This is a genomic window from Ruminococcus sp. zg-924, assembly GCF_024433635.1.
GTDB lineage: Bacteria > Bacillota > Clostridia > Oscillospirales > Acutalibacteraceae > UBA7067.
On sequence record NZ_WNJZ01000007.1, the window covers coordinates 83,528 to 107,399 of the forward strand.

Here is a 23,872-nt window from a genome sequence, read left to right on the forward strand (position 1 = left end):
CCATTATTTGATTACCTTGTAAAAGTCAAGAGTTTTAAAGCCTCGCTCTGAAAGCGAAAGCAAATATTCTTCAGCTGCCCTTTCAAAAAGCTCCGAACCGCCATTGGACAGCGAAAAAGAAAATAGCTTTTCAAGCGGAGCGTATATTGAGTGCCGCAGCGCAGCGGTCACGCCTAAGCCTGTTTTGAGTGAATACTCCTTTTTTGTGTCAAGACAGCCGCCGCACAGGAGTATTCCGCTTTTAGGAAAGAAGTGCATATTTTCGTCCTCGTACTTCTTACATTCGTTACAGCATACAAGGTCGGGCATATAACCGCAAATACTTGCAAGCCGCAGCTCGGCGGCTCCTTTAATGAGAGGTGCAGGACGTGACGAGCGTGACAAAACATAAAGCGTATTTAGAATAAGCCTCAATCCCTCCTCGCAGGGCAAATCTTCGGGAAAAAAGTGCATAGAAAGCTCGCAGAAATATTCGGCAAGCGCCATTTTTACAACGTCAAGTCGAAGCGGTGTGAACATCTCAAGGCTTTGGGCATCGTCAATTATGTACGACTCCCGACCCTTAAATATACTGAGTCGAGAGTAGCAAAGCAGCCTTGTTGCGGCGCTTTTTCCGCTTTTTATGCTGCCTGCATTTTTTACAAATGCCCTGATAACACCGTTGCTTCGTGTCAGAACGGTAACAAGACGGCTGTTCTCACCAATATTCTGTTCCTTTATAATCAGACCGTCCGTGCTCAGATTCATATGCGTCCTCCAAGGGCTGTGAGTCATCAAAATCTTGCTGTGAATTTTTCATTGACGAGTATGCAAGGTAATCAAGCACACTGCCTGTTTTTAAAAACTCGTTCCAGGCATCATATTCATCCATTACAAAACCCCCATAATGATGAGTTTGAATTAAGAGTTTAGCCAAGCAAAAACTTGAGCTGCGCTCTAATATCATTATACGCATAGCGTGAAAAAATAACGGTGGTAAATTGTAGAATAAATCTGCCTTAAATTCAAAATTTTGAAAATGAAAAATTCGCTGTTTCTTCTATTATTATACAAAATAAGGCGGCATTTGTAAACCTGTCGTTAAATAAGTATAAAAACGGAGCCTGATTTTTCAGACTCCGTTTAATAAATGTTTCTGTTAAATTGCGAAGAAATTTATCTCTTTATAATATGGCAGGATTAATTTTGCGTTATCCGATAAAATCATCTGCCAACAGCCCATGTTTTTCATATCTTGAAACATTTTTTATTTTATTTTCTTCATCAACAAACACAACATAGGGTTTGTGCTCCTTTGCTTCTTCCGGCGTCATCTGAGCATAGCACATAATTATTATGCGGTCGCCAACAGATACCTGCCTTGCGGCGGCTCCGTTTAAGCATACCATACCTGAGCCTGCCTTTCCTGCTATTGTGTATGTTTCAAACCTGTTGCCGTTGTCTATATCGACAATCTGCACCATTTCATATTCTAAGATTCCGGCTGCCTCCATAAGCTCTGTGTCTATTGTAATGCTGCCTACATAGTTCAAATCAGCCTGCTTAACAACGGCACGGTGAATCTTACCCTTAAGCATTGTAAGTGTCATAGCTTCGCTCCAATCATTCTATTATGAAGTTGTCAATCAATCTTGTTTTTCCTATATAAACCGCAATAGCTACAAGAACAGATTTTCCTATCTTTTCAACAGGCGTTATTGTGCTGAAATCAACAACGTTAACGTAGTCAATTTTTGCAAGTGGCTCTGTGCTTATGCTGTCCTTAATAGCCTTGATTATCTTGCTTGAATCTGTTTCGCCGTTTTCGATAAGCTCTCTGCCGAGCTTTAAGCTTTTGCTGAGAATAAGTGCGGCTTTTCTCTCGTCAGAATTGAGATATGTGTTTCTTGAGCTTTTTGCAAGACCGTCGCTCTCACGGATAATCGGGCAGCCGATAATCTCAACATCAACGTTAAGATCTGCAACCATCCTCTTTATAACTGCAAGCTGCTGTGCGTCCTTTTGACCGAAATACGCTCTGTCAGGCTTAACTATGTTGAAAAACTTAAGCACAACAGTCTGAACTCCTCTGAAATGTGTTGGCCTTGTTTTGCCACAAAGCTCGGTTGTTAAACCGTTCATATCAACATATGAGCAAAAGCTTTCGCTGTACATTTCGCTTGGTTCAGGGTGAAACAGCAAATCAACGCCGACTTCCTCGCACATTTTTGCGTCTTTTTCCAGATCTCTCGGATAGCTCTCCAAATCCTCTGTCGGAGCAAACTGCATTGGGTTTACAAAGATGCTTACAACAACCTTATCGTTGTTTGCTCTTGCTGCCTCAATAAGGCTTCTGTGACCCTCGTGCAGATAACCCATTGTCGGAACATAGCCGATTGTGAGTCCTTCTCTTTTCCACTTATTAACCTGTTCTCTTATATCCTTAACTGTATATTTTATATCCATTATCAGCACTCTCCCGTCTGTATTATCAATAAAGCTTTTTTATTATTTCATCGTCAATTTTGAAGGTGTGCTCCTCGCACGGAAAAGCGCCTGACTTAACCTCGGTAATATACGCCTTGAAAGCGGCTTTCATCATCTCGCCGACCTTGGCGTACTGCTTTACAAACTTTGGCTTGAAGTCAGAATACATAGCGAGCATATCCTGATATACAAGCACTTGCCCGTCACAGCCTGCGCCTGCACCTATGCCGATTGTCGGTATGCTAACAGACTCTGAAATCTTCTTAGCAAGCGCCGCAGGAACACATTCAAGCACAACTGCAAATGCGCCTGCATCTTCAACAGCTCTCGCCTCGTCAAGAAGCCTTTGTGCAGCTTGCTCACCCTTGCCCTGAACCTTAAAGCCGCCGAATGCGTTGATTGACTGCGGAGTAAGCCCAATATGAGCGCATACCGGGATTGAAGCCTTAACAATCGCCTTGATGTGTTCACAAACCTCAAGACCGCCCTCAAGCTTTACAGCCTGTGCACGTCCCTCTTTTACAAGCCTACCGGCGTTTACAACAGCGTCATAAACAGATGTCTGATAAGACATAAACGGCATATCTGCGATTACAAGTGCATTTTTTGCGCCCCTTGCAACAGCCGCACTGTGATGAATCATATCTTCCATTGTAACGCTGAGTGTATCTTCATAGCCGAGCATAACCATTCCAAGTGAATCGCCGACTAATATTGAGTTTATTCCTGCCTCGTCAAGTAGCTTTGCGGTTGAATAATCATAGGCGGTGAGCATTGTCAGCTTTTCTCCGTTTGTTTTTGCTTCTTTAAAAGTTACCGATGTATTTTTCATTTGTTTTCCTCCGTTAATTCACATATTGGCATATTGTGTTTTAAAAGCTCATTAATTTCGCCGTAGTCCCTGTCCTTATTTTTTATCTTAGACAAGCTTAATATCCTTTGCGCCAACGCCGTATAAATCAGCTTATCGTTTCCGTCAAGACAGCGCAGATGCTTTGCAACAGTTTGTGTGTCGCCTCGTTCAATCGGACCTGTAAGAGCATTTACACAACCGCTGTCAAGCACGTTTTGAAGGTTTCCTTTCACAAGTGAGTTTGTCGCTTTTATCGCTTCAGCTCTTGAAAAGCCGCATCGCTCCAAAAGCGAATATCCTAAATCAAGCAGAGCAACCATATGATTGCTGAGTACGCTTGCTGCAGTGTGATAGAGTGCCTTGCTGCCCTTGTCAATTCGGCAAACTATACTGCCGAGAGAGGTTAAAAGACTCTCCATTTCAGATACAGCACCTTCGTCGCCCTCGGCTGTGAAGAACGCATTGCTGAGCGACTTATAGGATGAGTATCTGTTGCTGAACGCTAACATTGGATGAACGGAGCAAGCCTTTGCGCCGGCTTCCTTCGCTCCTGAAAATACATCAGATGATAATGAACCACTAAAATGGCATATGATTTTATCTCTTACGGGCATTTTCTTAATGCAATCCCACGCCTTGGCTATTTCACTGTCAGGCGTTGTTATAAACAGGGTGTCGCTTAATTTTACCGTCTCCGATAAGTCATCGAAGCTGTCCGTTCCGGTAAATTCTGCCGCAGCTGCGGCATTTTGATTGTTTGTATCGTAATAACCTACAATATGAATATTGTTGTCGGCGAGAAATCGTCCAATAGAAAACCCGACCTTGCCGGCTCCAATAATTCCTATATTCATGCTACCACCTCTTTCAAAAAAAATCGTGATAACATACCATCTGATGCAGCTTCTTAAATGAATACCGCTCAAGGAAGAATATATCACATTTTTAAAGATAATTCAATGGAAATTATACAATATAAATCCACCATAAATTGGCAATTTTTTATTTTATCGGACAGATAAATACGGGTATTGTAAAATACGAAGAATATGATAAAATATTATAAACAGCCTTACTGCTAAAATTACATTGATTTCGGGCTGAAAAAGGAGAATAAAATGGTTAAGACATTTTTAGAGATTGGAAAAATAGTTGGCACACACGGTCTTAAGGGAGAGGTAAGGATAGAGCCTTGGTGTGATTCGCCGCAATTTTTGTCGCAGTTTAAAACGCTCTATTTTGACGGCGGAAATAAGGCTGTTAAGGTGTCGGCTCGTCCTCATAAAAGAATAGCTATTGCTAAGCTTGAAGGCGTTGATACTGTTGAACAGGCTGATATGATGCGTGGCAAGGTGCTTTGGATGAACAGAAACGATGTTAGGCTTGAAAACGGAGAGTACTATATTCAGGACTTAATTGACTGCAAGGTCACTGATATAGATACAAACGCAGAATACGGTATTGTTACTGATGTTTTCAAGACGGGCGCTAATGATGTGTACGAAATAACGGACAAACAAAAACACAAGTTTCTTATCCCTGTTATACCTGATGTTGTCAAAAATGTTGATGTTTTCAGTGGCGAGATAAAAATAAAACCGATGAAAGGAATTTTCGATGATGAGGATTGACATAATAACCTTGTTTCCCGAAATGTGTCAGGCTGTTTTATCTGAAAGTATCATCGGCAGAGCTGTAAAAAGCGGAGTAATAGAGCTTTATTTTCATCAGCTGCGTGACTATGCCTTTGATAAGCACAGGCGTGTTGACGATACTCCCTACGGAGGGGGAATGGGAATGGTGCTTAAGGCGGAGCCGGTGGCGCTGTGTTTTGAGGATATATGTAAAATGGCGGGCACAAGACCTCACTTTGTTTATATGTCGCCGCAGGGCAGGGTGATAAACCAGCAGCTTTTAAAGGATACGGCACGGCAGTATGAAAATATCTGCATACTCTGTGGTCACTATGAGGGGCTTGACGAGCGTGTAATTGAGGAGCTGATTGACGAGGAAATCTCGATTGGCGATTATGTCCTTACAGGAGGCGAGCTTCCCGCCTGCGTATATGCTGACGCATTGTGCAGAATGGTTCCCGGAGTGCTGTCTGATGAGGAGTGCTTTACCGAGGAGAGCCACTACAACGGATTGCTTGAATATCCTCAGTACACAAAGCCGTCTTTGTGGAGAGACAAAGAGGTGCCGGAGGTGCTTTTATCAGGCCATCATAAGAATATAGAAGATTGGCGCAGAATGCAGTCTATAAGGAGAACAAAGCAGAAAAGACCTGATATGTATAAAATCGCTGAAATTACACCGGAGGAACGAGCGAAAATTGACAGTGAGGACGGAAAAAGTGAGGTATAATTCTATACAAGAAATAAACGCTGTACATAAAAACAGTTTTTTTCTTGATTTTTATTTATTATGCACAAATAACACCATAATAATTGCCAATTTGAACGTCAATCAAACCGAAATTGCAAAAAATATATTGACGGGAGAAACCTGTGTGATATAATATTTAATAAGATTTATGCACGCATTTATTGATTTAAAAGCAGTGCTTTATGATTATGCAAATAGTCGAAATGGGTCATCACAAATCATATTAGAGGAGAGATTTAGAAATGTTCGTAAAAGATGTTGAGGTTCAGAATCAGGTAGGTTTGCACGCTCGTCCCGCTACTTTCTTCATTCAGAAGGCTAATGAGTATAAGTCATCCATCTGGGTTGAGAAAGAAGAGAGAAGAGTAAATGCAAAGAGCTTGCTTGGCGTTCTTTCACTCGGTATTGTTGGTGGAACGACAATCAAGATTATTGCTGACGGTCCTGACGAGCAGGTTGCTGTTGAAGATTTGGTAAAGCTTGTTGAGTCCGGCTTTTCCGAGTAATTCCTAAATCGTTGTTGACGGACAGAGTTTGTTCTCTGTCCGTTTTTTCTTTATACGGAATACGGAGAAAATTAAGGTTGATATATTAAGGATTGATAAGATGAGCGATAAAATATCTCAGCTTCGTAAAAAGGCGATGGCTTTGCCGCTTGACCCAGGTGTTTATATTATGAAGAATAAAAGCGGCAAGATAATTTATATCGGAAAAGCCAAGGCATTAAAAAACAGAGTCAGCCAATATTTTGGTTCGCAGAACAACCACTCCGACAAGGTAAGGCGAATGGTAGAAAATGTTGATGATTTTGAATATATTATAACAACATCAGAATTTGAAGCTCTGGTACTTGAATGCAGCCTTATAAAACAGCATAAGCCGAAGTATAATATTCTTTTAAAGGACGATAAGGGATATGCCTTTATCAAAGTAACCAAGGGGAATTGGGGCAGAATAAGCGCAGAGAAAAATAACAACGACCCCAACGCCTTATATCTGGGCCCGTATATCAGCCATTACTATGTGAAAAACGCTGTTGACCAGGCGCAGAAGATTTTTAAGCTTCCAAATTGTTCAAAGGTTTTTCCACGTGATTTCGGCAAAAGCCGCCCATGTCTTAATTATTATATCAAACAGTGCTGTGCGCCTTGCACAGGCAAGATGTCCGTTAAAGAGTACAATGAAAATTTTGATGAAGCTGTTGACTTTTTAAGGAACGGCGGCAAGGCGTCCATTAAAAAGCTGACAGACGAAATGAATGAGGCAGCCGAAAACCTTGAGTTTGAAAAGGCGGCGAGAATCAGAGATAAGCTTAACGCAGTGCGGCGAGTAGGGCAACGCCAGAGAGTTGTTGCAACTGCCGTGAAGGAGCAAGACGTAATCGCCCTTGCCTGCAACGGTGACAACGGCTGCTTTGAGGTGTTTCGCTTTGAAAACGGAAGTCTTTATGACCGTGAGAGCTTTGTGATAAGCGACATTGAGGACACGCCGAAGGCGAGAACTGAGTTTGTTGAAAGATATTATCAGCTGCGTACAAAAATACCGCCGAGGATAACGCTTGACAGCGAATGTGAGGACACAGAAATATTACAGCAATGGCTGTCAGAGCAGTGTGGAAAAAAGGTACTGATAAACGTTCCTCAAAAAGGTGAACAGCTAAAGCTTGTGCAGATGTGCAAAAACAATGCTGCCGAGCAGATAGCGCAGAAGAGAGGAATAACTGCCAGAGAGGAAACTGCTCTTACCGAGCTTGCCGAAATACTCGGACTGAAAAAAACGCCCGATTATATAGAATCCTACGATATATCCAATTTAATGGGTACTGAAAATGTAGCAGGGATGATTGTGTTCAAAAAGGGCAAGCCGTACCGTAAGGCTTACCGCCGATTTAAGATAAAGACTGTTGAAGGGCAGGACGACTACGGCTCAATGCAGGAGGTTATAAGACGTAGGTTTGAGGAATATCAAAAGCACGGTGATGACGGAAACACCTTTGGCATTTTACCTGACCTTATCCTGCTTGACGGCGGCAAGGGGCAGCACAGCGCAGTAATGCAGGTGCTGCGAGATATGAATATATCTGTTCCTGTTTTCGGTATGGTTAAGGACAGCAAGCATAAAACAAGGGCGATTACAGACGGCAGCGACGAGATAGAGATTTCCTCAAAGCGCAGTGCTTTTACTCTTGTATCAAGCATACAGGAGGAGGTTCACCGCTTTGCAATAACCTACCACAGAACAAGCCGCAAAACTGCCGCTTTCAAAAGCTCTCTAACAGAGATAGACGGAATAGGAGAGAAGAGGGCGAAAGCCCTGCTCAAGCACTTTGGAAGCATAAAAAATATAAAGAATGCAGATTTGCAGGAGCTTATAGATGCACCGAATATGAACAGCGTTGCTGCAAATGCTGTTTATAATTATTATCATTGACTTAATCCCGTAATTTTGGTATAATATTAGCGTATTTTTGCAGGTGTTGTTTTCGGCATCGGCTTAAGGGTGATTAAATGAGAGTAGTATCCGGCTTAGCTCGTGGGAAACGTCTTGAGGTTCTGGAGGGCGACGATGTTCGCCCGACAACCGACAGGGTTAAGGAAGCCGTTTTCAGTATTATTCAGTTTAATATTGAGGGTAGGCGTTTTCTTGATTTGTTCTCAGGCTCCGGTCAAATGGGCATTGAGGCTCTGAGCAGAGGCGCAAAGCAGGCTGTTTTTGTCGACCAAAGCCGCCGTTCAATCAAGGTTATCAATAATAACATTGACAGCGTTGGTTTTCGTGACAGAGCAAGGGTTGTAAATACAGGAGCAGATGCTTTCCTTGCCTCGAATTCGGAGAGATTCGATATTGCCTTCCTTGATCCGCCCTACGGAACAGGACTTCTGCAAGCTGTTCTGCCTGCGGTTGTTCAAAATATGAACAAAGGCGGGCTGATTATTTGTGAAAGTCCACTAAAAGAAGAATTACCTGAAAAAATTGGCGAATTTTCTCTTGACAGAACTTATCGCTATGGTAAAATTAAAATAAGCATATTTTGTGTTGAGGATGAGTGTCTATGAATCAAACCGTAATATGCCCCGGCAGCTTTGATCCGGTAACAGTCGGGCACGTTGATATTATAAGCAGAGCTTCAAAAATGTTTGACCACGTTATTGTGGCTGTTATGGTGAACCTCAGCAAGACGCCAAGCTTTTCCATTGAGGAGCGGATAGCTCTTTTAAAAAAGGCTACTTCAGGACTTGATAATATTGAAATTGTCGGTTTTGACGGACTGCTTGCAGAATATGCGAAGCAAAGAAATGCCACAGCGGTGGTTAAGGGACTCAGGGCCGTATCCGACTTTGAATACGAATTTCAGATGTCGCTTACCAATAAAAAGCTTAATCCCGAACTTGAAACAATTTTTTTGACAACAAGCGCAGAAAATATGTATTTAAGTTCAAGTATAGTTAAGCAGGTGGCAAGTCTTGGCGGCGATATAACAAATTTTGTTCCCGAATGTATTCGTGCTGAAATTGAGAACAGACTTTCTCAAAACAGATAAGATTTTAACACGAATTTAATTTTTCACTTATGATATTTATTATTAAATGGGCTTACAGCCCCCGAAAGGAATGAAAACAATGAGAGTTGAAGAACTTATTGAAGAACTGCGTGAGGTTATAGGCGATGCCAAAAATATGCCGTTTTCCGGCGGTAAGATAATTGTTGAGGCTGACCACGTTAAGGATATCCTTGATGATATCGACGACAATCTTCCGCAGGAGGTTCGTCAGGCTAAGGCTATTGTTGCGGACAGAGCGCAGATTATTGCCGACGCAAAGAAAGAGGCAGAGCAGATTATCCGCAATGCCGAAGAAAGAAAAAAGACCCTTGTTAATCAGAACGAAATTGTTCGTCAGGCACAGGCTGAGGCTAATGACATTATTAACGATGCACAGGCTAAGTCAAAGGAGCTTAGGAAGGCTGCCAATTCCTATATTGACGATTTAATGGCAAGAACAGATGAGCTTTTATCAGCTCAGGTAAACGAGCTTAAGAAGGCAAGAGCCGGACTTAAAAACACACAGAGAAGCGGCAACTGATTAATCCTAAATTTTAGGCGTACAGTTTATTGTACGCCTTTATTTTTGCTCAATAACTATACAAATAGTAGCAATATACAAACTGGATAAGTAATTTGTTCTGATAATTTGATGAATTTTTAAGGCTTTAAAAGAAAATTATAAATTTGTAACCCTTTTATTATTCAAATGCAGAAAAATAAACCGAGAAAATAACCTATCTTGTGCTAATTGCAGTCGATTCTTGCAATATCTTGTATACGTTCATTGTTAGTTAAATTGCACATAAAATTACAAAACTGTATCCTTAAATAATTAAATAATACTTGCAACTTTTCGCAAAATATCTTATAATAGTTACACAAAGTGACAGATACTGTCGCTAAATGTCACATAAGAGTGGCTTTTAGAATTTTATGATATGGAAGTGGCGTTGTGTTCTTTGGTACCTACAAGCATAACCTTGACCCAAAAAACCGAATAATAATGCCTGCCAAGTTCCGAGAGGAGCTGGGTGACACTTTCTTTGTCACAAAAGGACTCAGTAACTGCCTTTGGGTTATGTCCGCTGAAAAGTGGACTGTGTTTGTTGACCAAATTTCGGCTCGACCTGCTCCGGAAGCAAATGTGCTTCAGCACTACTTTTTTGCAGGAGCTGACCAGGTTACGCCGAATGCTCAGGGAAGGTTCGTTGTAAAGGACGAGCTAAGGGAGTTTGCGGAGCTTGAAAAAGAGGTTGCAATTGTTGGCGCAGGAAAACAGGTAGAGATTTGGAGCGGCAGCAATTGGGATAAAATCTCAGGCTCAGCTTCACAGCAGGATATTGCGGAGCTGATGAAAAACATCACGTTTTAAGAGGTGATATAATGGCTTTTTCGCATATTCCCGTTTTGCTTAACGAGGCAATCTCAGCGCTCAATATAAAGCCACACGGTATTTATATTGACGGAACAGCAGGAGGCGGAGGACATTCGGCAGAAATTCTGAACCGGCTTGGGTCTGACGGGAAACTTATTTCCATAGATCAGGACCCGACTGCAATAGCCGCTGTAACAAAACGCTTTCAGGACGACAACCGCTCTGTAATCGTTCAGTCAAATTTCAGCCAAATGGCAGATGTTGCAAAAAACCTCGGCATTGAATATGTGGACGGCGTCCTGCTTGATATAGGAGTGTCATCTGTTCAGCTTGACACCCCCGAAAGAGGTTTTTCCTTTCACAATGACGCACCGCTTGATATGAGGATGAGCCAAAGCGGCAAAACCGCTGCGGATTTGGTAAACAATCTCAGCCATAAGGAGCTTATGCGGATTATCTCTCTGTACGGTGAGGAAAAGTTTGCTTCAAGAATAGCGTCAGACATCATCAGGTACAGGGAGAAAGAGAGAATAGAAACAACATTGCAGCTTGCCGAGATAATTAAGCAGGCTGTACCGGCAGCTAAAAGGCGAGACGGCCATCCTGCACGAAAAACCTTTCAGGCTCTGAGAATAGCTGTAAATGGCGAGCTTGACAGGTTGGAGGAAGGACTGGACGCTGCATTTTCGCTATTAGCTCCGAAAGGACGTCTTGCGGTAATCACATTCCATTCACTTGAGGATAGGATTACAAAGCAAAAAATGGCGTCTTGGTGCACCGGCTGCACCTGTCCAAAGGATTTTCCGGTGTGTGTGTGTGGAAATAAGCCGAAAGGAAGGCTTGTTTTCAGGAAGCCCTTGGAAGCATCCTTGGAGGAATTAGACAAAAACCCCCGAAGCAGAAGCGCTAAATTACGCTGTTTTGAAAAAATGTAACAATATTGTAAATAATGGCAAAAAAGCCTTTGACATTTATTACAGAAAGTAGTAAACTATATGTAGTGAAATTAAGACGATTTATTCGATTTTTCACTCCAACATATAGTAAAAGATGTTTTAGCTTTCGGAAATGAAACGAAGAAGGTTTATTTTGCAAAAGTTACAAACTCGTTACAAGTTGGATTTAGTTGGAATTATTGTTATATTGATAAGATTTCTGATTAATTCGGCGTTTTTTAATTACAAGTGTGTTTCGGGCCGACAAAACAAAATTTAATAGTGACAAATTCGTTACATTTCTCAGTCTATGATTAATGTATGTGTATTTATCAGAGGTGAAAAATATGGCTTTAAACGGTAGAAGCGTGGCCTACGATATCAGCCTCTTTGAGACGACGGCTGAAGAGAGATTAGAAGAACAAAAAAGATTACATAGAAGAAGACATAATGTTGTTAGCTTACCTGAAGAGGATTTAATAAAAAACAGAAGAGCAAAGCCAAACCCGGCGAAGATTTTTTCAAGGGTTGCTTTGGGCGGTATTATTACGGTTACAGTTGCCCTTATTATTCACGGGCAGGTTCAGCTTACTGAGCTTAACCAGAAAATCAGCAATGCCTCCACAAATCTGTCTAATCAGGAAAGCCTCTACACACAGTTGCAGATGAAGGTTGATTCAAAGCTTTCAACTGCCGAGGTGGAAAGCTTTGCCGAGTCTAATCTTGGTATGAGCAAGGCTGACAGCTACCAAAAGGAATACATAAGCCTGTCACAGGGCGATAAGGCGGAGGTTGCAAAGGAGCAAGGCTCGAATATTTTCGACTCTATCGCACAGGCAATTGCGGGCTTGTGGTCTTAATTCTTATTTGGGTGAACAAAATAAAATGAAAATAAAAGCGGTTGTAACGTGGGGCATATGCTCCGAAAGCAAATCAGTGGCATTATTTAAAAATAAGGATTGTCACTGGTTTGGCTTGTTGCAACCTTTTTGCTATTTATGGGCGTTGTCGCATTTTGATGAAAAAAGTTTATACTCAGGCAAAGTTATGGATAAAAATTGTTCTTACGGCTTTGCCTGTGTTCTATATGCAATATGAAATTGACTATACTTATATAAGTAAAAACGCTACATATTAAATATTTTATTTTATCAGAAAAGAATTTTACCCCATGCATATATAAAACTAAACTAACCTACCAACATTATAAATGAAAAACGGAAAGGGGAAATTTAATGTCAAAGGGATCTAAGTCGAAGCTAATGCGGCGATGTATGATAATAATGTCTATCATCTTGCTGCTTGGCTTTGGTACAGTTGGTTTTCGGCTGACTCAGCTTACATTAGTGCAGGGGCAGGAGCTTCAGCAAAAGGCGGTAGATCAGCAGCTTACCGATACAACAATCAACGCACGGCGAGGAACAATTTACGACACAAACGGAAAGGTACTCGCACAAAGTGCAACAGTGTGGATGGTTGTTCTATCTCCGATAAATTTTGAAAATGATGAGGAGAGAACGATTGTATCAAAGGGCCTTTCCGAAATACTTGGACTTGACCAGGAAAGTATATTTGCAAAGACAAAGGAAAAGGTATATTACTCTGTTGTTAAAAGGCAAATCGAAAGCGACACCCGTGACAAGGTGCTTGAGTTTATCAAGAAGATAAAAGAGGAGTACGATATTTCGGGTGTTATTGATTTGCTTGAGGATTACAAAAGGTATTACCCTTACAACGATTTTGCTTCAGCAGTTATAGGATTTACCGGCAGTGACGATCAGGGACTTTCGGGTCTTGAATATGAATACAACGAAGAACTTACAGGTACTCCGGGCAGACTTGTAACTGCGACTACCGGCAACGGAAACGGAACCGAGATGCCGTTCCAATTTGAGCAGAAGGTTGATGCTATCGACGGTAACAGTCTTGTACTGACAATTGACGAAACAATTCAGCACATTATGGATAAGTATCTTGAGCAAGGTAATGTTGAAAATAAGGTTTACAACCGTTCAGTCGGTATTATGATGGACGTTCACACAGGCGCAATACTCGGTCAGTCGGTTGTAAGTGGATATGACCTTAACAACCCTTTTACCTTGACAGACAAAAATGCAATCGCACAGATAAGCGAGCTTGTAGGCAGTGAAAAGGAAAAAGCAGAGAGTGAAGCTTTGTCGGCACAATGGAGAAATAAGGCTATCAGCGACACCTACTACCCCGGTTCTGTTTTCAAGATAATGACTGCCGCTATGGCGCTTGAGGAAAATAAGGTGAACGATAAATCGACCTTCAACTGCACAGGCTCATACACTCCGGTGCAGGGTGTACCGCCAATTCATTGTCATAACACCCTCGGTCACGGAACACAGACCTTTGCGGAGGCTATATGCAACTCCTGTAACCCTGCGTTTATGCAAATAGGCGGCAGTGTAGGTAAGACGAAATTCTGGGAGTATTTTCAGGCATTCGGTTTTAACACAACAACAGGAATCGACTTACCCGGAGAGGCAAGCGGACTGTTCTTTAATTCGGACGGCTCAATGACAGACCTCGACCTTGCGATTGCTTCGTTTGGTCAGGGTGTTGCCGTAACCCCAATTCAGATGGTAACGGCAATTTCAGCCATAGCAAACGGTGGCGAGCTATTGCAGCCGTATGTAGTTAAGCAGGTTCTCGACCCGGACGGAAATGTTGTTAAGTCAACCGATAAGATAGTAAAGAGAAAGGTTGTTTCAAAGGAAACCTGTGATAAGCTCAGTGAGATTCTTGAGCTTAATGCAAAGGAAGGCTCGGCAAAGAACGGCTATGTTGCGGGTTACAGAGTAGCAGGAAAAACCGGTACGTCTGAGAAAAAGGTTGACGTAAACGGCGACGGCAACAATGACTACATTGCTTCCTTCTGTGGGTACGCTCCTGCGGACGATCCGCAGGTTTGTCTGCTTGTTTACTTTGACGCACCGCTTGGGGATAACTACTACGGCAGCGGAGTTGCCGCACCTGTTTTCTCACAGATTATGAGCGAGGTTATGCCATACCTAAGCGTGAGCACACAGTACACTGACGAAGAACTTGAGAAGATGGACACAACGGCGAACAGCTATCTCGGCCTTTCAATCAGCGAGGCTGAGTCAAAGGTTGAAGCAGACGGCTACACCTGTGTTGTCAAGGGCGACGGCGACACGGTAGCAGCTCAGCTTCCGGCGGCGTCAACAAGAATACCGCAGGGCGGTACGGTTGTGCTTTACACAAGCCTTGAGGAGGTCGCTAACGGCGAGGTTGAGGTTCCGAACTTCTCCGGGATGACGCTTGCAGAGGCAAATATGGTGGCGGCAACCTATAACCTTAATATAAGCGTGCAGGGTGTGAGCGGCATAAGTGACGGAGTTGTGCTTACGCAGAGTACAGCGGCAGGCGAAATGGTGTCGCCGGGAACAGTTATTACACTGAATTTCACCACCTCGTCAAATTACGGAAATAATAATGTAATGTAATAAAGAAAAACTACAAAACAACGGAGGTAGAAACAATGAATATCGGATGGGTGCTTGGAAGCGCGGTAAGCTCATTTGTAATATCGGCTCTTATAGGCAAGTGGCTTGTTCCTTTTTTGAAAAAGGTAAAATACGGTCAAACCATTTTGGAGGACGGTCCTAAGTGGCACGAGAAAAAGCAGGGTACACCTACAATGGGTGGATTTATGTTCATAATAGGTTCGGTTGTAACAACCCTTATATGTACGCTCCTGTTTTTTATATTCACCACCGAGCCTCAGCTTAAAGCAGACATCGGCAGAGTGCTTGCCGGTATAGTAATGGCTTGCGGTTACGGCGCAATAGGGTTTATTGATGATTATATTAAGGTAGTTAAAAAACGTAATCTTGGACTTACAGCAAAGCAAAAACTCCTCTTGCAGTTTGCGGTAGCAATCTCTTATCTTGCAACGCTTTATTTACTTGGCACATCAAGCAATCTTTTAATACCGTATGTCGGTTTTGTTGACCTTGGAATTTTCTATTGGATTTTTTCTGCAATAGCTATTGTAGGTGTTGTAAACGCAGTAAACCTTTCGGACGGAATTGACGGACTTGTCGGCTCAATGTCATTTTTCTCGGCACTCGCATTTATGCTCCTAGCGTCTGTTCTTCAGAGTCAGTGCTCAGGTATAATGGCGTCAGCTCTTGCAGGAGGTTGTCTTGGCTTCCTGCTTTGGAACTTCCATCCGGCTAAGGTCTTTATGGGCGACACAGGCTCGCTCTTCCTTGGCGGTTACATCTGCGCCATTGCATACGCACTTAATATGCCGATTATCCTTATAGTAATAGCGTTGCCGTATCTTCTTGAGATGCTGTCGGTAGTGCTTCAGGTTACTTACTTTAAATTAACTCACGGCAAACGCCTATTCAAGATGAGCCCAATTCATCATCACTTTGAAATGTGCGGCTGGTCAGAGGTTAAGATAGTTGTTGTGTTCAGCGTGTTTGCCGCAGTATGCGGAATCTTTGCGGTGCTGTTTACAATATTCGGTATAGGCTTTATCAATTAAAAATTTTACAGCTATTATATATTACGGTGGTGTAAGGATGGATTTAACACACACGAATACTAAACGCAGAAATCGGCAATCACATCATATGCCGATTGAGCGCTCTCAAAAGCTTGCCGCAACCGGCAAAGCGGCTGCTGAGGCAGACGCTTTGTCAAGTCGCAGACAAAGGCAGACAAGAGATCGCAATACTGCAGGCAAGATCCGCAAGCTTTTCAGAGTTGGCGCAGGAATAGATATGCCTTTTCTAATTTTGGTTTTGGTGCTCCTCGTCTGCGGAGTAATTATGATGTTCTCGGCAAGCTACCCTATTGCATATTACGAGCAGGAGAACAGCTACTTTTATTTGTTCAGACAAGGCGGATTTGCTCTTGTCGGAGTTTTGGTAATGTTTGCAATGTCATACCTGAACTACGAATATCTCAAAAAGGTGTCGCTGCTTGTTCTTGGCGCAGGCTTTGTAGCCTTGGTTGCTGTTTTCTTCTTTCCGTCATTAACAGGTGTTCACAGATGGATAGAATTTGGGCTTTTCAATTTGCAGGCTTCTGAGATAATGAAGTTTGCCATTATACTGTTTTTGGCGCATTGGGGAGCATATCAGCACAAAAAGACGAACACAATAAAGTATGGCGCATTGCCGCCGCTTATAATATTTGTTGTAACTGCTGTTCTGCTTTTCTTTGAACCGCACTATTCAGGTATTGTTATTATAGGAATACTTACAGCGCTTATGGTAATTCTTTACGGCGGAAAAATCAGATGGTTTGTAATAATCGGTTCCGTTCTTGTCGGCGTTGTTCTTATACTTGCTGTTACGGGAAAGCTCGGTTACGCTATGGAGCGTATGGACGGCTGGGGAAAGGCTCTTGAATATGTCGATGACGAAATGTGGGATCAGACATTCCAGACAAGAAACTCGCTGTACGCTATTGGTTCCGGCGGACTTATGGGACTCGGACTTGGGCAGTCAAGACAAAAATATTTATACCTGCCTGAGCCTCAAAACGACTTTATCTTTGCTATTGTATGCGAGGAACTTGGCCTTATCGGAGCGCTTGTTGTGCTGACGCTTTTCGGACTTCTTATCTGGAGAGGCTTTGTAATCGCAATGCGTGCTAAGGACCGCTTTGGAACTCTGCTTGCGGCAGGCCTTACGGCACAGATAGGAATTCAGGTTGTGCTGAACATTTTTGTTATTACAGACTGGATGCCAAACACAGGTATCAGCCTTCCGTTTTTTAGCTACGGTGGTTCCTCACTGATAATGATTTTGTTCCAGATGGGAATAATTCTTTCAATTTCAAGAACAGCAAATATGAGTAAAATATAAACAACCATTATATTAAGGAGACGTTATTATGCGTGTGATTTTTGCAGGCGGCGGCACAGCAGGGCATATAAACCCGGCACTTGCAATCGCCGGATATTTAAAAGATAAGGACCCCAAAACAGAGATACTTTATATAGGAGCACAAGGAGGAATGGAGGAAAGGCTTGTTCCTCAGGCAGGTTTTAAAATAAAAACTATAAAAATCTCAGGCTTCAAAAGAAGCCTGTCCCCAAAGGCGCTTAAGGACAATATTGTTACTCTGAAGAGAGCTTTTTCTTCAACAGCTGACGCCAAGAAAATCATTAAGGAATTTAAGCCTGATATATGCATCGGTACAGGAGGTTATGTAAGCGGTCCTGTTATCCGTGCGGCAATAAAGCTTAAGATACCTGCAATTATCCATGAGCAAAATGCCTTTCCCGGTGTTACAACAAAGATGTTGTCAAAAAATGTACAGAAGGTTATGCTTGCAAACCCGTATGCAAAGAAATATTTGAGCGACAGCTGCCATTTTGTTACAACAGGAAATCCTGTAAGAGGTGAAATAATAACAGCAGCAAAAGAGCCGTCACGAAAAGAGCTTGGTCTTGATATGCGTCCCGTTGTTCTTTCGTTTGGTGGAAGCCTGGGAGCAAGAAAAATCAACGAGGGTGTTGCCGACTTAATTGCACGAAGCGGCAAGGACGGCAAATATCAGATAATACACGCATACGGCCAGTATGGCAAGTGGTTCCCTGATTTGCTTCGCAAAAAGGGAATAGAGCCAAATGACTGTGAAAACCTTGATATAAGAGAGTATATCAACAATATGTCAACCTGCCTTGCGGCGGCTGACCTTGTTATATGCCGTGCAGGTGCGATAACCTTAAGTGAGCTTCAGGTTCAGGGCAAGCCTGCAATTTTAATCCCGTCTCCGAATGTAGCTGAGAATCACCAGTACCACAACGCAATGTCTATGGTTGACTCTAATGCGGCTTTTATTATAGAGGAAAGCGAGCTTACCGGCGAAAAGGTTATCGAGTACGCCGACAGAATTCTCGGAGATGAAAACACACTCAAGGAATATTCACAGAACGCCGGAAAGATGGCAATAGTGGATGCAAACGACAGAATTTATTCCGTTATAAGAACTGTTCTTAACGGTGTGGCAAAATAACCTAAAATTAATGCATATGGCTCCCTCGTTTGAGGGAGCCGCCATTCACAAAGCACAGCCCTTTTTCATAATATATAAAAGATTATCTTTACCAAACGGCTTTTATATATTAGAATAAGGGGTGTTCTCTGTGTCAAAGCTGATAATAGAGGGTCGCAAAAGACTTAGCGGAAGGGTTGAAATTCAGGGCGCAAAAAACAGTGCCTTGCCAATTTTGGCGGCAACTCTGCTTACAAATGACAGCTGTGTTATAAACAACTGCCCCGATTTGTCGGATGTTGAAATAACGCTGAACATTCTACGCTATCTTGGATGTACCGCTCAGCTTGACGGAAACACTGTAACGCTTGACAGCAAATGCGCCGATAAATATGACATACCCGACGAGCTTATGCACGCAATGCGTTCATCCATTATTTTCTTAGGGCCTTTGCTTGCACGTTTTGGAAAGGCAAGGCTTACCTTTCCCGGTGGCTGCGAGTTAGGGCCAAGACCCATTGACCTCCACTTGAAGGCGCTTAGAATGATGGGCGTTGAAATAGCGGAGCAGCACGGCATTATTGAATGTTTCGCTCCTGACGGAATAAAGGGAGCGAAAATTTCGCTGTCGTTTCCAAGTGTGGGAGCCACAGAAAATATAATGATTGCCGCTGCAACTGCCAAAGGTACAACAGTCATAACAAACGCTGCAAGAGAGCCTGAAATCTGCGACCTTGCCGATTGCCTTAACAGCTTCGGTGCTCAGGTTGCAGGAGCAGGAGAGGGTACGATAGTTATTGACGGTGTTAGTACGCTCAAAGGCGCTATGCACACGATTATACCTGACAGAATCGCAGCGGCTACATATATGGCTGCGGTTGCCGCAACAGGCGGCAAGGTGCTTGTTGACAGAATTGTGCCGTCACATTTAAGCGGCATTACACCTATTTTTGAGGAAAGCGGCTGTACTGTAAAGCAAAGAGGAAATTCAATTCTGATTGATGCGCCTCGCAGGCTGAGGGCGGTTAAGCTTATTCGCACAATGCCGTATCCCGGTTTTCCAACAGACGCACAGCCGCCGCTTATGGCGATGCTTGCCTTGGCAAGGGGAACAGGTATTTTTGTTGAGAACATATTTGAAAACCGTTACAAGCACACAAGCTGCCTTGAGAGAATGGGAGCAAGGATTTATATTGAGGGTAAGGTTGCCGTGGTTGAGGGTGTTCCGGAGCTTTACGGCGCAAAAACAGCAGCTCCCGATTTACGTGGAGGAGCCGCTCTTGTTGTAGCAGGGTTAAGCGCAGGCGGCAAAACCGAAATTAACGATATACATTATATAGAACGAGGATATGAAAGAATTGAGCTTGCATTGTCACAGCTTGGAGCGTCGATAAAAAAGTTGTAATATAAATATATTAATTGGTGTTTAATATACAGTTGTGGGGAAGATAAAATGAATAAGAACGGTAAAAATGAAAAAGAAAAAAATGAAAAAAACGATAAAACAATAAAAAATAAAAACAGACCGTATGACAGTGCCGACAGAAGAAAAGCTTCGGGTAGTTCACGTCAGAAACGAGAGTCTGATGGTCGCCGTGAACGCTCGGACGATGCTTTTCCAAAAAGGAAAAGAGAAGAGGAATTTGTTGAGCATACTGATAAGCAGAGAAGAAAGGGCTCGTCCTCTTCAAAACTGAGCGGCAAGGAAAGAGAAAATTCTGAAAGTGCTGACCGTCAGAGCAATATAAGAAAGAGGAAAAAGCCTTCGGCTGACTCAAAAGGCAAAAAGCGGAGAGATAAGGCCCAGAAACACATTGAGAGCGAAAACCTGATTGATAAAAAGGACTACGGCGACGAGTTTTACACAGATGAGCTGGAGCTGAAGAGAATAAGAGCAAGACAGAGGATTGACGAAAAGCTGGCTAACGACAGTGTAATTGAAAAAAAGCCGATGTCACACAAAAGGCGGAAGCTTAAAAATATTGGCGTTGCGGCGTCTATTGTTTCAATTATATTTATAATAGGTATAGTGTTGTCGCTTACTGTGTTTTTCCGCTGTGAACAATTTTTGGTTGAGGGAGCAGAGCATTACTCTGCACAGGATATAATTGATGCAAGCGGAATGAGTCTTGGTGAAAATCTGTTTTTGAGCGATAAGAGCGCAGGCGAGGAAAAAATTGAAAGCTCGCTGCCGTTTATTGAAGAGGCAAACATTTCTGTAAGAATACCGAATACGATGCTTATTACCGTTACCGAGAGCAAGCCGGCGTTTATCGTAAGCAGCGGAAACGATTACATAGTGGTAAGCTCCAAGGGTAAGGTTATGGAGAAGATTCAGGGCAAAACTGATAAGTACGATGCGCCGTTAGTGCTTGGATGTACTGTAAAATCCTCTGAGTTGGGCAGGGAAATTAAGTTCAAGGAACCGGGAGCGCTTTCAATATTAAAGGCAATATCCGCAGGCTTAGAGGAGAATGAATTTTCCGGAATCAAGGAGATTGACATTTCCAACACTGCAAGAATTTGCCTTAACTATTCCAACAGAATAAAAATTATTATCGGTCTGCCCGAGGATATAAGCTACAAGCTTAAAACAGCGAAAATAATAATCAGTGAAAAGTTGTCTGAAACCGACACAGGTGAGCTTGATGTTTCAGGCTGCAAGGAGAAGAACAAGGCTTCGTACTTCAAGCCTGATCCAAGCATATATATCGACAGAATACAGGAAACTCAGCCTGCTACCGAACCGACAACAGAAGCGTTAACCCAAACGCAGACTGAGCAGGAAGCACAAACCGATATATGGACAGACGCCGAGCCTGACAGTGCAGATGATGATTATTCAAACGGTGTGCCTATGTATGAGTATCCGACAGATGAATACGGAAACGTAATTTCTTCAACAGATTCCGAAAGCCAGAGCGGATATGATAATTACGGCTATTAATACCGTTATGACGTAGCAGATTGCAGCAACGATTCTTAAAGCACATAGGATTGAGACTAAGAAAAGTATCATTAAAATGTATTTGTGCAGATATTGTGAGTTGTTGCCTCAAAAATCGCCTTAAAACGTCATAATAATCAGGGCGTTCTTGTAGAAATGCGAAAAATAGAAAAAAATATGTAAAACGCTATTGAATTTTTCACTCTTTTGTGTTAAATTTATAGAGTAGCAGTATAATGGTTGTGGGTATGCACAGCTTTTTAGTATTTCAGAAAACTAAGATTAATTTTTATGTCGTCTTTGCGACGTATAGGAGGAAGTTTAAATGGCATTTGAGATTGAAAAAGAGTTTGGTAACGATACACCTGTTATCAAGGTAATTGGTGTCGGCGGTGGCGGCGGCAACGCTGTTAACCGAATGGTAAAGATGGGCGTTCAGTGCGTAGATTTTGTTGCAATAAATACAGACGACCACGTTCTTCAGTTCTCCAGTGCGGGTACAAAGATTAAGATCGGCGAAAAGATCACTCACGGCAAGGGCGCAGGTTCAAAGCCGGAGATAGGCAGACAGGCAGCTGAAGAAAACAGAGAAGAGATTGAAGCTGTTCTTAAGGATACAGATATGGTATTCATTACAGCAGGTATGGGCGGCGGCACAGGTACAGGTGCAGCTCCGATTGTTGCCGAGATTGCAAAGTCAATGGGCATTTTAACAACTGCAATTGTTACAAAGCCGTTTGGATTTGAAGGCAAGAAGAGAATGGAGCAGGCTGAGGCAGGTATTGCAGCTCTCAGAGAGAATGTTGATTCACTTATTGTTGTTCCGAACGAAAGACTAAAATATGCAAGCGAGCAGAGAATTACTCTTAAGAACGCTTTTGAACTTGCCGATGACGTTCTTCGTCAGGGTGTTCAGAGTATCTCTGACCTTATCCTTATACCCGGTCTTGTTAACCTTGACTTTGCTGATGTTACAGCTATTATGCACGATGCCGGTTATGCTCACATGGGTATCGGTTATGCAACAGGTAAGGACAAGGCTGACGAGGCGGCAAGAATGGCTATTACAAGCCCACTTCTTGAAACATCAATCAGTGGTGCTAAGGGTGTTATTGTTAATATCACAGCTTCACCTGATATCGGTCTTGACGAAATTGATACAGCCTCTGCAATGATTACAGAGCAGGCTGACCCGGATGCAAACATCATTTGGGGTGCTGTTCTTGATGAAAATATGGAGGATGAGATGAGCGTTACTGTTATTGCAACAGGCTTTGGCGGTGGCAATGACAATACAATGCGTGATCCAAGAAACAGAGGCAAAAGAGCAGCAAGAAGCGAAGCTTACAGAAGCGCTCCGACAAAGGAAGCTCCAAAGAAGGCTCCGGCTGATGTTGCTGATGAAGATGACTCTTACTATGACATTATGTCAATCTTCAACCGTAAATAATAAATGACTTAGCAAAGAGGCTGCCGAAAGGCGGCTTCTTTTTTTGAGGTGATGTAACAAAATGGACAGCAAGTTAAACCGACTTTTTCTTAAAATGACTGAGTATTTTAAGGGGGATAAAAGACGCATATGCCACTTAACAAAGGTTCATTCCTTTGCTTCGCTTATCGCTTCTCTTGAGGGCGTTGACAGTGACACCAAATATATCATCGAAGCCGCCGCACTTGTCCACGACATTGGCATAAAGCCGTCTGAAGAAAAGTACGGAAGCTGCACAGGAAAACAGCAGGAGCTTGAAGGACCGCCTGTTGCGGAGTATATGCTAAGAACTCTTGACTTCTCGGAAAATGTCATCGAGAGAGTAAAGTATCTTGTTGCCCATCATCATACCTATAACAATATAGACGGAATTGATTACCAAATTCTTGTAGAGGCTGATTTTATCGTAAATATGGACGAGGATGAAATAAATATAGAAGCGATAAAAAATTGCCTTGAAAAAATTTTCAAAACGAAAAGCGGAAATCAAATTTGCAAAAATATGTTTATGTAATAAAAAGGGGACACCTCACTGAAGTGAACCCCAAAGTTTAGACAAAATTAAATATTAAATTACTTGAGAATGAGTTCGGTATTGTACCGGGCTCATTTTCAGTTTTGATACAATTCGTTCATTGTTGTAGTAATCGATGTATTTCTTTAGTTCATCAATGAAAGTGTTAACACTTTCAAATTTTTCACCATAGAACATTTCAACCTTAAGTCTACCGAAAAAGTTCTCCATAGCACCATTGTCCATACAGTTTCCTTTTCGTGACATGCTCTGTGTAATGTTGTGCTCAGAGAGTAATTGCTGATATTCAGCGTGCTGGTATTGCCATCCCTGGTCTGAATGAAATACAGGTG

At 42.5% G+C, this 23,872-nt stretch carries 25 protein-coding genes; 18 read left to right on the plus strand and 7 right to left on the minus strand.

The window, feature by feature from the left end; translation table 11 throughout:
* Positions 1–3: 3 nt before the first annotated feature.
* From recO to GMA13_RS04750, 6 genes are all read right to left on the minus strand, one after another.
* Positions 4–747, minus strand: a complete 744-nt coding sequence (gene recO / locus GMA13_RS04725; protein WP_255883005.1) for a DNA repair protein RecO — start codon at positions 745–747, stop codon at positions 4–6.
* A complete protein-coding gene (locus tag GMA13_RS04730; protein WP_255883006.1) occupies positions 698–871 on the minus strand; it encodes a hypothetical protein in 174 nt (57 codons plus the stop codon). Before GMA13_RS04730 ends, recO begins: the two co-directional genes overlap by 50 nt.
* Positions 872–1,190: 319 nt before the next feature.
* Positions 1,191–1,589 (minus strand): aspartate 1-decarboxylase, encoded by a 399-nt coding sequence (gene panD / locus GMA13_RS04735; protein ID WP_255883007.1) that lies wholly within the window; start codon positions 1,587–1,589, stop codon positions 1,191–1,193.
* 13 nt (positions 1,590–1,602) lie between these two features.
* On the minus strand, positions 1,603–2,445 hold the full coding sequence (gene panC, locus GMA13_RS04740) for a pantoate--beta-alanine ligase (RefSeq protein WP_255883008.1): 843 nt from the start codon (positions 2,443–2,445) through the stop codon (positions 1,603–1,605).
* Between the two features lie 25 nt (positions 2,446–2,470).
* Positions 2,471–3,298 (minus strand): 3-methyl-2-oxobutanoate hydroxymethyltransferase, encoded by an 828-nt coding sequence (gene panB, locus GMA13_RS04745; RefSeq protein ID WP_255883009.1) that lies wholly within the window; start codon positions 3,296–3,298, stop codon positions 2,471–2,473.
* A complete protein-coding gene (locus tag GMA13_RS04750; protein WP_255883010.1) occupies positions 3,295–4,173 on the minus strand; it encodes a Rossmann-like and DUF2520 domain-containing protein in 879 nt (292 codons plus the stop codon). Before GMA13_RS04750 ends, panB begins: the two co-directional genes overlap by 4 nt.
* A 264-nt stretch (positions 4,174–4,437) precedes the next feature.
* On the opposite strand from GMA13_RS04750, the gene rimM reads away from it, so the two are divergent.
* The 18 genes from rimM (at position 4,438) to GMA13_RS04840 (ending at position 23,519) form a co-directional block, all read left to right on the plus strand.
* Positions 4,438–4,950: a ribosome maturation factor RimM gene (rimM, locus tag GMA13_RS04755; RefSeq protein WP_255883011.1), complete on the plus strand. Its 513-nt coding sequence runs from the start codon at positions 4,438–4,440 to the stop codon at positions 4,948–4,950.
* Complete coding sequence (gene trmD, locus GMA13_RS04760; protein WP_255883031.1) at positions 4,940–5,683, plus strand: tRNA (guanosine(37)-N1)-methyltransferase TrmD; 744 nt, start codon at positions 4,940–4,942, stop codon at positions 5,681–5,683. The genes rimM and trmD overlap by 11 nt, the downstream gene beginning before the upstream one ends.
* 263 nt (positions 5,684–5,946) lie before the next feature.
* Positions 5,947–6,210: an HPr family phosphocarrier protein gene (locus tag GMA13_RS04765; protein ID WP_255883012.1), complete on the plus strand. Its 264-nt coding sequence runs from the start codon at positions 5,947–5,949 to the stop codon at positions 6,208–6,210.
* Between the two features lie 100 nt (positions 6,211–6,310).
* Positions 6,311–8,134, plus strand: coding sequence for an excinuclease ABC subunit UvrC (gene uvrC / locus GMA13_RS04770; RefSeq protein WP_255883013.1), 1,824 nt, complete (start codon positions 6,311–6,313; stop codon positions 8,132–8,134).
* 77 nt (positions 8,135–8,211) lie between these two features.
* Positions 8,212–8,760 (plus strand): 16S rRNA (guanine(966)-N(2))-methyltransferase RsmD, encoded by a 549-nt coding sequence (gene rsmD / locus GMA13_RS04775; protein WP_255883014.1) that lies wholly within the window; start codon positions 8,212–8,214, stop codon positions 8,758–8,760.
* Positions 8,757–9,245: a pantetheine-phosphate adenylyltransferase gene (gene coaD / locus GMA13_RS04780; protein WP_255883015.1), complete on the plus strand. Its 489-nt coding sequence runs from the start codon at positions 8,757–8,759 to the stop codon at positions 9,243–9,245. The genes rsmD and coaD overlap by 4 nt, the downstream gene beginning before the upstream one ends.
* 79 nt (positions 9,246–9,324) lie before the next feature.
* Positions 9,325–9,786: an ATPase gene (locus GMA13_RS04785; protein ID WP_255883016.1), complete on the plus strand. Its 462-nt coding sequence runs from the start codon at positions 9,325–9,327 to the stop codon at positions 9,784–9,786.
* Between the two features lie 414 nt (positions 9,787–10,200).
* Positions 10,201–10,620: a division/cell wall cluster transcriptional repressor MraZ gene (gene mraZ / locus GMA13_RS04790; RefSeq protein ID WP_255883018.1), complete on the plus strand. Its 420-nt coding sequence runs from the start codon at positions 10,201–10,203 to the stop codon at positions 10,618–10,620.
* 11 nt (positions 10,621–10,631) lie between these two features.
* Positions 10,632–11,558, plus strand: a complete 927-nt coding sequence (rsmH, locus tag GMA13_RS04795) for a 16S rRNA (cytosine(1402)-N(4))-methyltransferase RsmH (RefSeq protein ID WP_255883019.1) — start codon at positions 10,632–10,634, stop codon at positions 11,556–11,558.
* A 347-nt stretch (positions 11,559–11,905) separates the two neighbouring features.
* Positions 11,906–12,418 carry a hypothetical protein gene (locus tag GMA13_RS04800; protein ID WP_255883020.1) on the plus strand — a complete coding sequence of 171 codons (513 nt, stop codon included), beginning with the start codon at positions 11,906–11,908 and terminating at the stop codon, positions 12,416–12,418.
* Positions 12,419–12,793: 375 nt separating this feature from the next.
* A complete protein-coding gene (locus GMA13_RS04805; protein WP_255910521.1) occupies positions 12,794–15,052 on the plus strand; it encodes a penicillin-binding transpeptidase domain-containing protein in 2,259 nt (752 codons plus the stop codon).
* Positions 15,053–15,087: 35 nt separating this feature from the next.
* Positions 15,088–16,104 (plus strand): phospho-N-acetylmuramoyl-pentapeptide-transferase, encoded by a 1,017-nt coding sequence (gene mraY, locus GMA13_RS04810; protein ID WP_255883022.1) that lies wholly within the window; start codon positions 15,088–15,090, stop codon positions 16,102–16,104.
* 37 nt (positions 16,105–16,141) lie between these two features.
* The gene (locus tag GMA13_RS04815) at positions 16,142–17,434 is read left to right on the plus strand and encodes an FtsW/RodA/SpoVE family cell cycle protein (protein ID WP_255910524.1); all 1,293 of its coding nucleotides are present in this window, start codon (positions 16,142–16,144) and stop codon (positions 17,432–17,434) included.
* Positions 17,435–17,462: 28 nt separating this feature from the next.
* The gene (murG, locus tag GMA13_RS04820) at positions 17,463–18,590 is read left to right on the plus strand and encodes an undecaprenyldiphospho-muramoylpentapeptide beta-N-acetylglucosaminyltransferase (RefSeq protein WP_255883024.1); all 1,128 of its coding nucleotides are present in this window, start codon (positions 17,463–17,465) and stop codon (positions 18,588–18,590) included.
* Positions 18,591–18,720: 130 nt separating this feature from the next.
* Positions 18,721–19,974 (plus strand): UDP-N-acetylglucosamine 1-carboxyvinyltransferase, encoded by a 1,254-nt coding sequence (gene murA / locus GMA13_RS04825; protein WP_255883025.1) that lies wholly within the window; start codon positions 18,721–18,723, stop codon positions 19,972–19,974.
* A 48-nt stretch (positions 19,975–20,022) separates the two neighbouring features.
* Entirely contained in the window at positions 20,023–21,516 is a 1,494-nt protein-coding gene (locus GMA13_RS04830) for a cell division protein FtsQ/DivIB (protein WP_255910526.1), read from the plus strand.
* Positions 21,517–21,841: 325 nt separating this feature from the next.
* Positions 21,842–22,966 carry a cell division protein FtsZ gene (gene ftsZ, locus GMA13_RS04835; RefSeq protein WP_255883027.1) on the plus strand — a complete coding sequence of 375 codons (1,125 nt, stop codon included), beginning with the start codon at positions 21,842–21,844 and terminating at the stop codon, positions 22,964–22,966.
* A gap of 61 nt (positions 22,967–23,027) precedes the next feature.
* Positions 23,028–23,519, plus strand: coding sequence for an HD domain-containing protein (locus tag GMA13_RS04840; protein WP_255883028.1), 492 nt, complete (start codon positions 23,028–23,030; stop codon positions 23,517–23,519).
* Positions 23,520–23,573: 54 nt separating this feature from the next.
* Here GMA13_RS04840 and GMA13_RS04845 read toward each other — a convergent pair.
* On the minus strand, positions 23,574–23,872 hold a 299-nt coding region (locus tag GMA13_RS04845), incomplete at its 5' end, for an IS3 family transposase (protein WP_255883029.1).

What these genes read in the sequence shown, in the direction of transcription:
- recO (WP_255883005.1), bottom strand. Translation starts at nt 747, where the DNA reads ATGAATCTGAGCACGGACGGTCTGATTATAAAGGAACAGAATATTGGT.
- GMA13_RS04730 (WP_255883006.1), bottom strand. Translation starts at nt 871, where the DNA reads ATGGATGAATATGATGCCTGGAACGAGTTTTTAAAAACAGGCAGTGTG.
- panD (WP_255883007.1), bottom strand. Translation starts at nt 1,589, where the DNA reads ATGACACTTACAATGCTTAAGGGTAAGATTCACCGTGCCGTTGTTAAG.
- panC (WP_255883008.1), bottom strand. Translation starts at nt 2,445, where the DNA reads ATGGATATAAAATATACAGTTAAGGATATAAGAGAACAGGTTAATAAG.
- panB (WP_255883009.1), bottom strand. Translation starts at nt 3,298, where the DNA reads ATGAAAAATACATCGGTAACTTTTAAAGAAGCAAAAACAAACGGAGAA.
- GMA13_RS04750 (WP_255883010.1), bottom strand. Translation starts at nt 4,173, where the DNA reads ATGAATATAGGAATTATTGGAGCCGGCAAGGTCGGGTTTTCTATTGGA.
- rimM (WP_255883011.1), top strand. Translation starts at nt 4,438, where the DNA reads ATGGTTAAGACATTTTTAGAGATTGGAAAAATAGTTGGCACACACGGT.
- trmD (WP_255883031.1), top strand. Translation starts at nt 4,940, where the DNA reads ATGAGGATTGACATAATAACCTTGTTTCCCGAAATGTGTCAGGCTGTT.
- GMA13_RS04765 (WP_255883012.1), top strand. Translation starts at nt 5,947, where the DNA reads ATGTTCGTAAAAGATGTTGAGGTTCAGAATCAGGTAGGTTTGCACGCT.
- uvrC (WP_255883013.1), top strand. Translation starts at nt 6,311, where the DNA reads ATGAGCGATAAAATATCTCAGCTTCGTAAAAAGGCGATGGCTTTGCCG.
- rsmD (WP_255883014.1), top strand. Translation starts at nt 8,212, where the DNA reads ATGAGAGTAGTATCCGGCTTAGCTCGTGGGAAACGTCTTGAGGTTCTG.
- coaD (WP_255883015.1), top strand. Translation starts at nt 8,757, where the DNA reads ATGAATCAAACCGTAATATGCCCCGGCAGCTTTGATCCGGTAACAGTC.
- GMA13_RS04785 (WP_255883016.1), top strand. Translation starts at nt 9,325, where the DNA reads ATGAGAGTTGAAGAACTTATTGAAGAACTGCGTGAGGTTATAGGCGAT.
- rsmH (WP_255883019.1), top strand. Translation starts at nt 10,632, where the DNA reads ATGGCTTTTTCGCATATTCCCGTTTTGCTTAACGAGGCAATCTCAGCG.
- GMA13_RS04800 (WP_255883020.1), top strand. Translation starts at nt 11,906, where the DNA reads ATGGCTTTAAACGGTAGAAGCGTGGCCTACGATATCAGCCTCTTTGAG.
- GMA13_RS04805 (WP_255910521.1), top strand. Translation starts at nt 12,794, where the DNA reads ATGTCAAAGGGATCTAAGTCGAAGCTAATGCGGCGATGTATGATAATA.
- mraY (WP_255883022.1), top strand. Translation starts at nt 15,088, where the DNA reads ATGAATATCGGATGGGTGCTTGGAAGCGCGGTAAGCTCATTTGTAATA.
- GMA13_RS04815 (WP_255910524.1), top strand. Translation starts at nt 16,142, where the DNA reads ATGGATTTAACACACACGAATACTAAACGCAGAAATCGGCAATCACAT.
- murG (WP_255883024.1), top strand. Translation starts at nt 17,463, where the DNA reads ATGCGTGTGATTTTTGCAGGCGGCGGCACAGCAGGGCATATAAACCCG.
- GMA13_RS04830 (WP_255910526.1), top strand. Translation starts at nt 20,023, where the DNA reads ATGAATAAGAACGGTAAAAATGAAAAAGAAAAAAATGAAAAAAACGAT.
- ftsZ (WP_255883027.1), top strand. Translation starts at nt 21,842, where the DNA reads ATGGCATTTGAGATTGAAAAAGAGTTTGGTAACGATACACCTGTTATC.
- GMA13_RS04840 (WP_255883028.1), top strand. Translation starts at nt 23,028, where the DNA reads ATGGACAGCAAGTTAAACCGACTTTTTCTTAAAATGACTGAGTATTTT.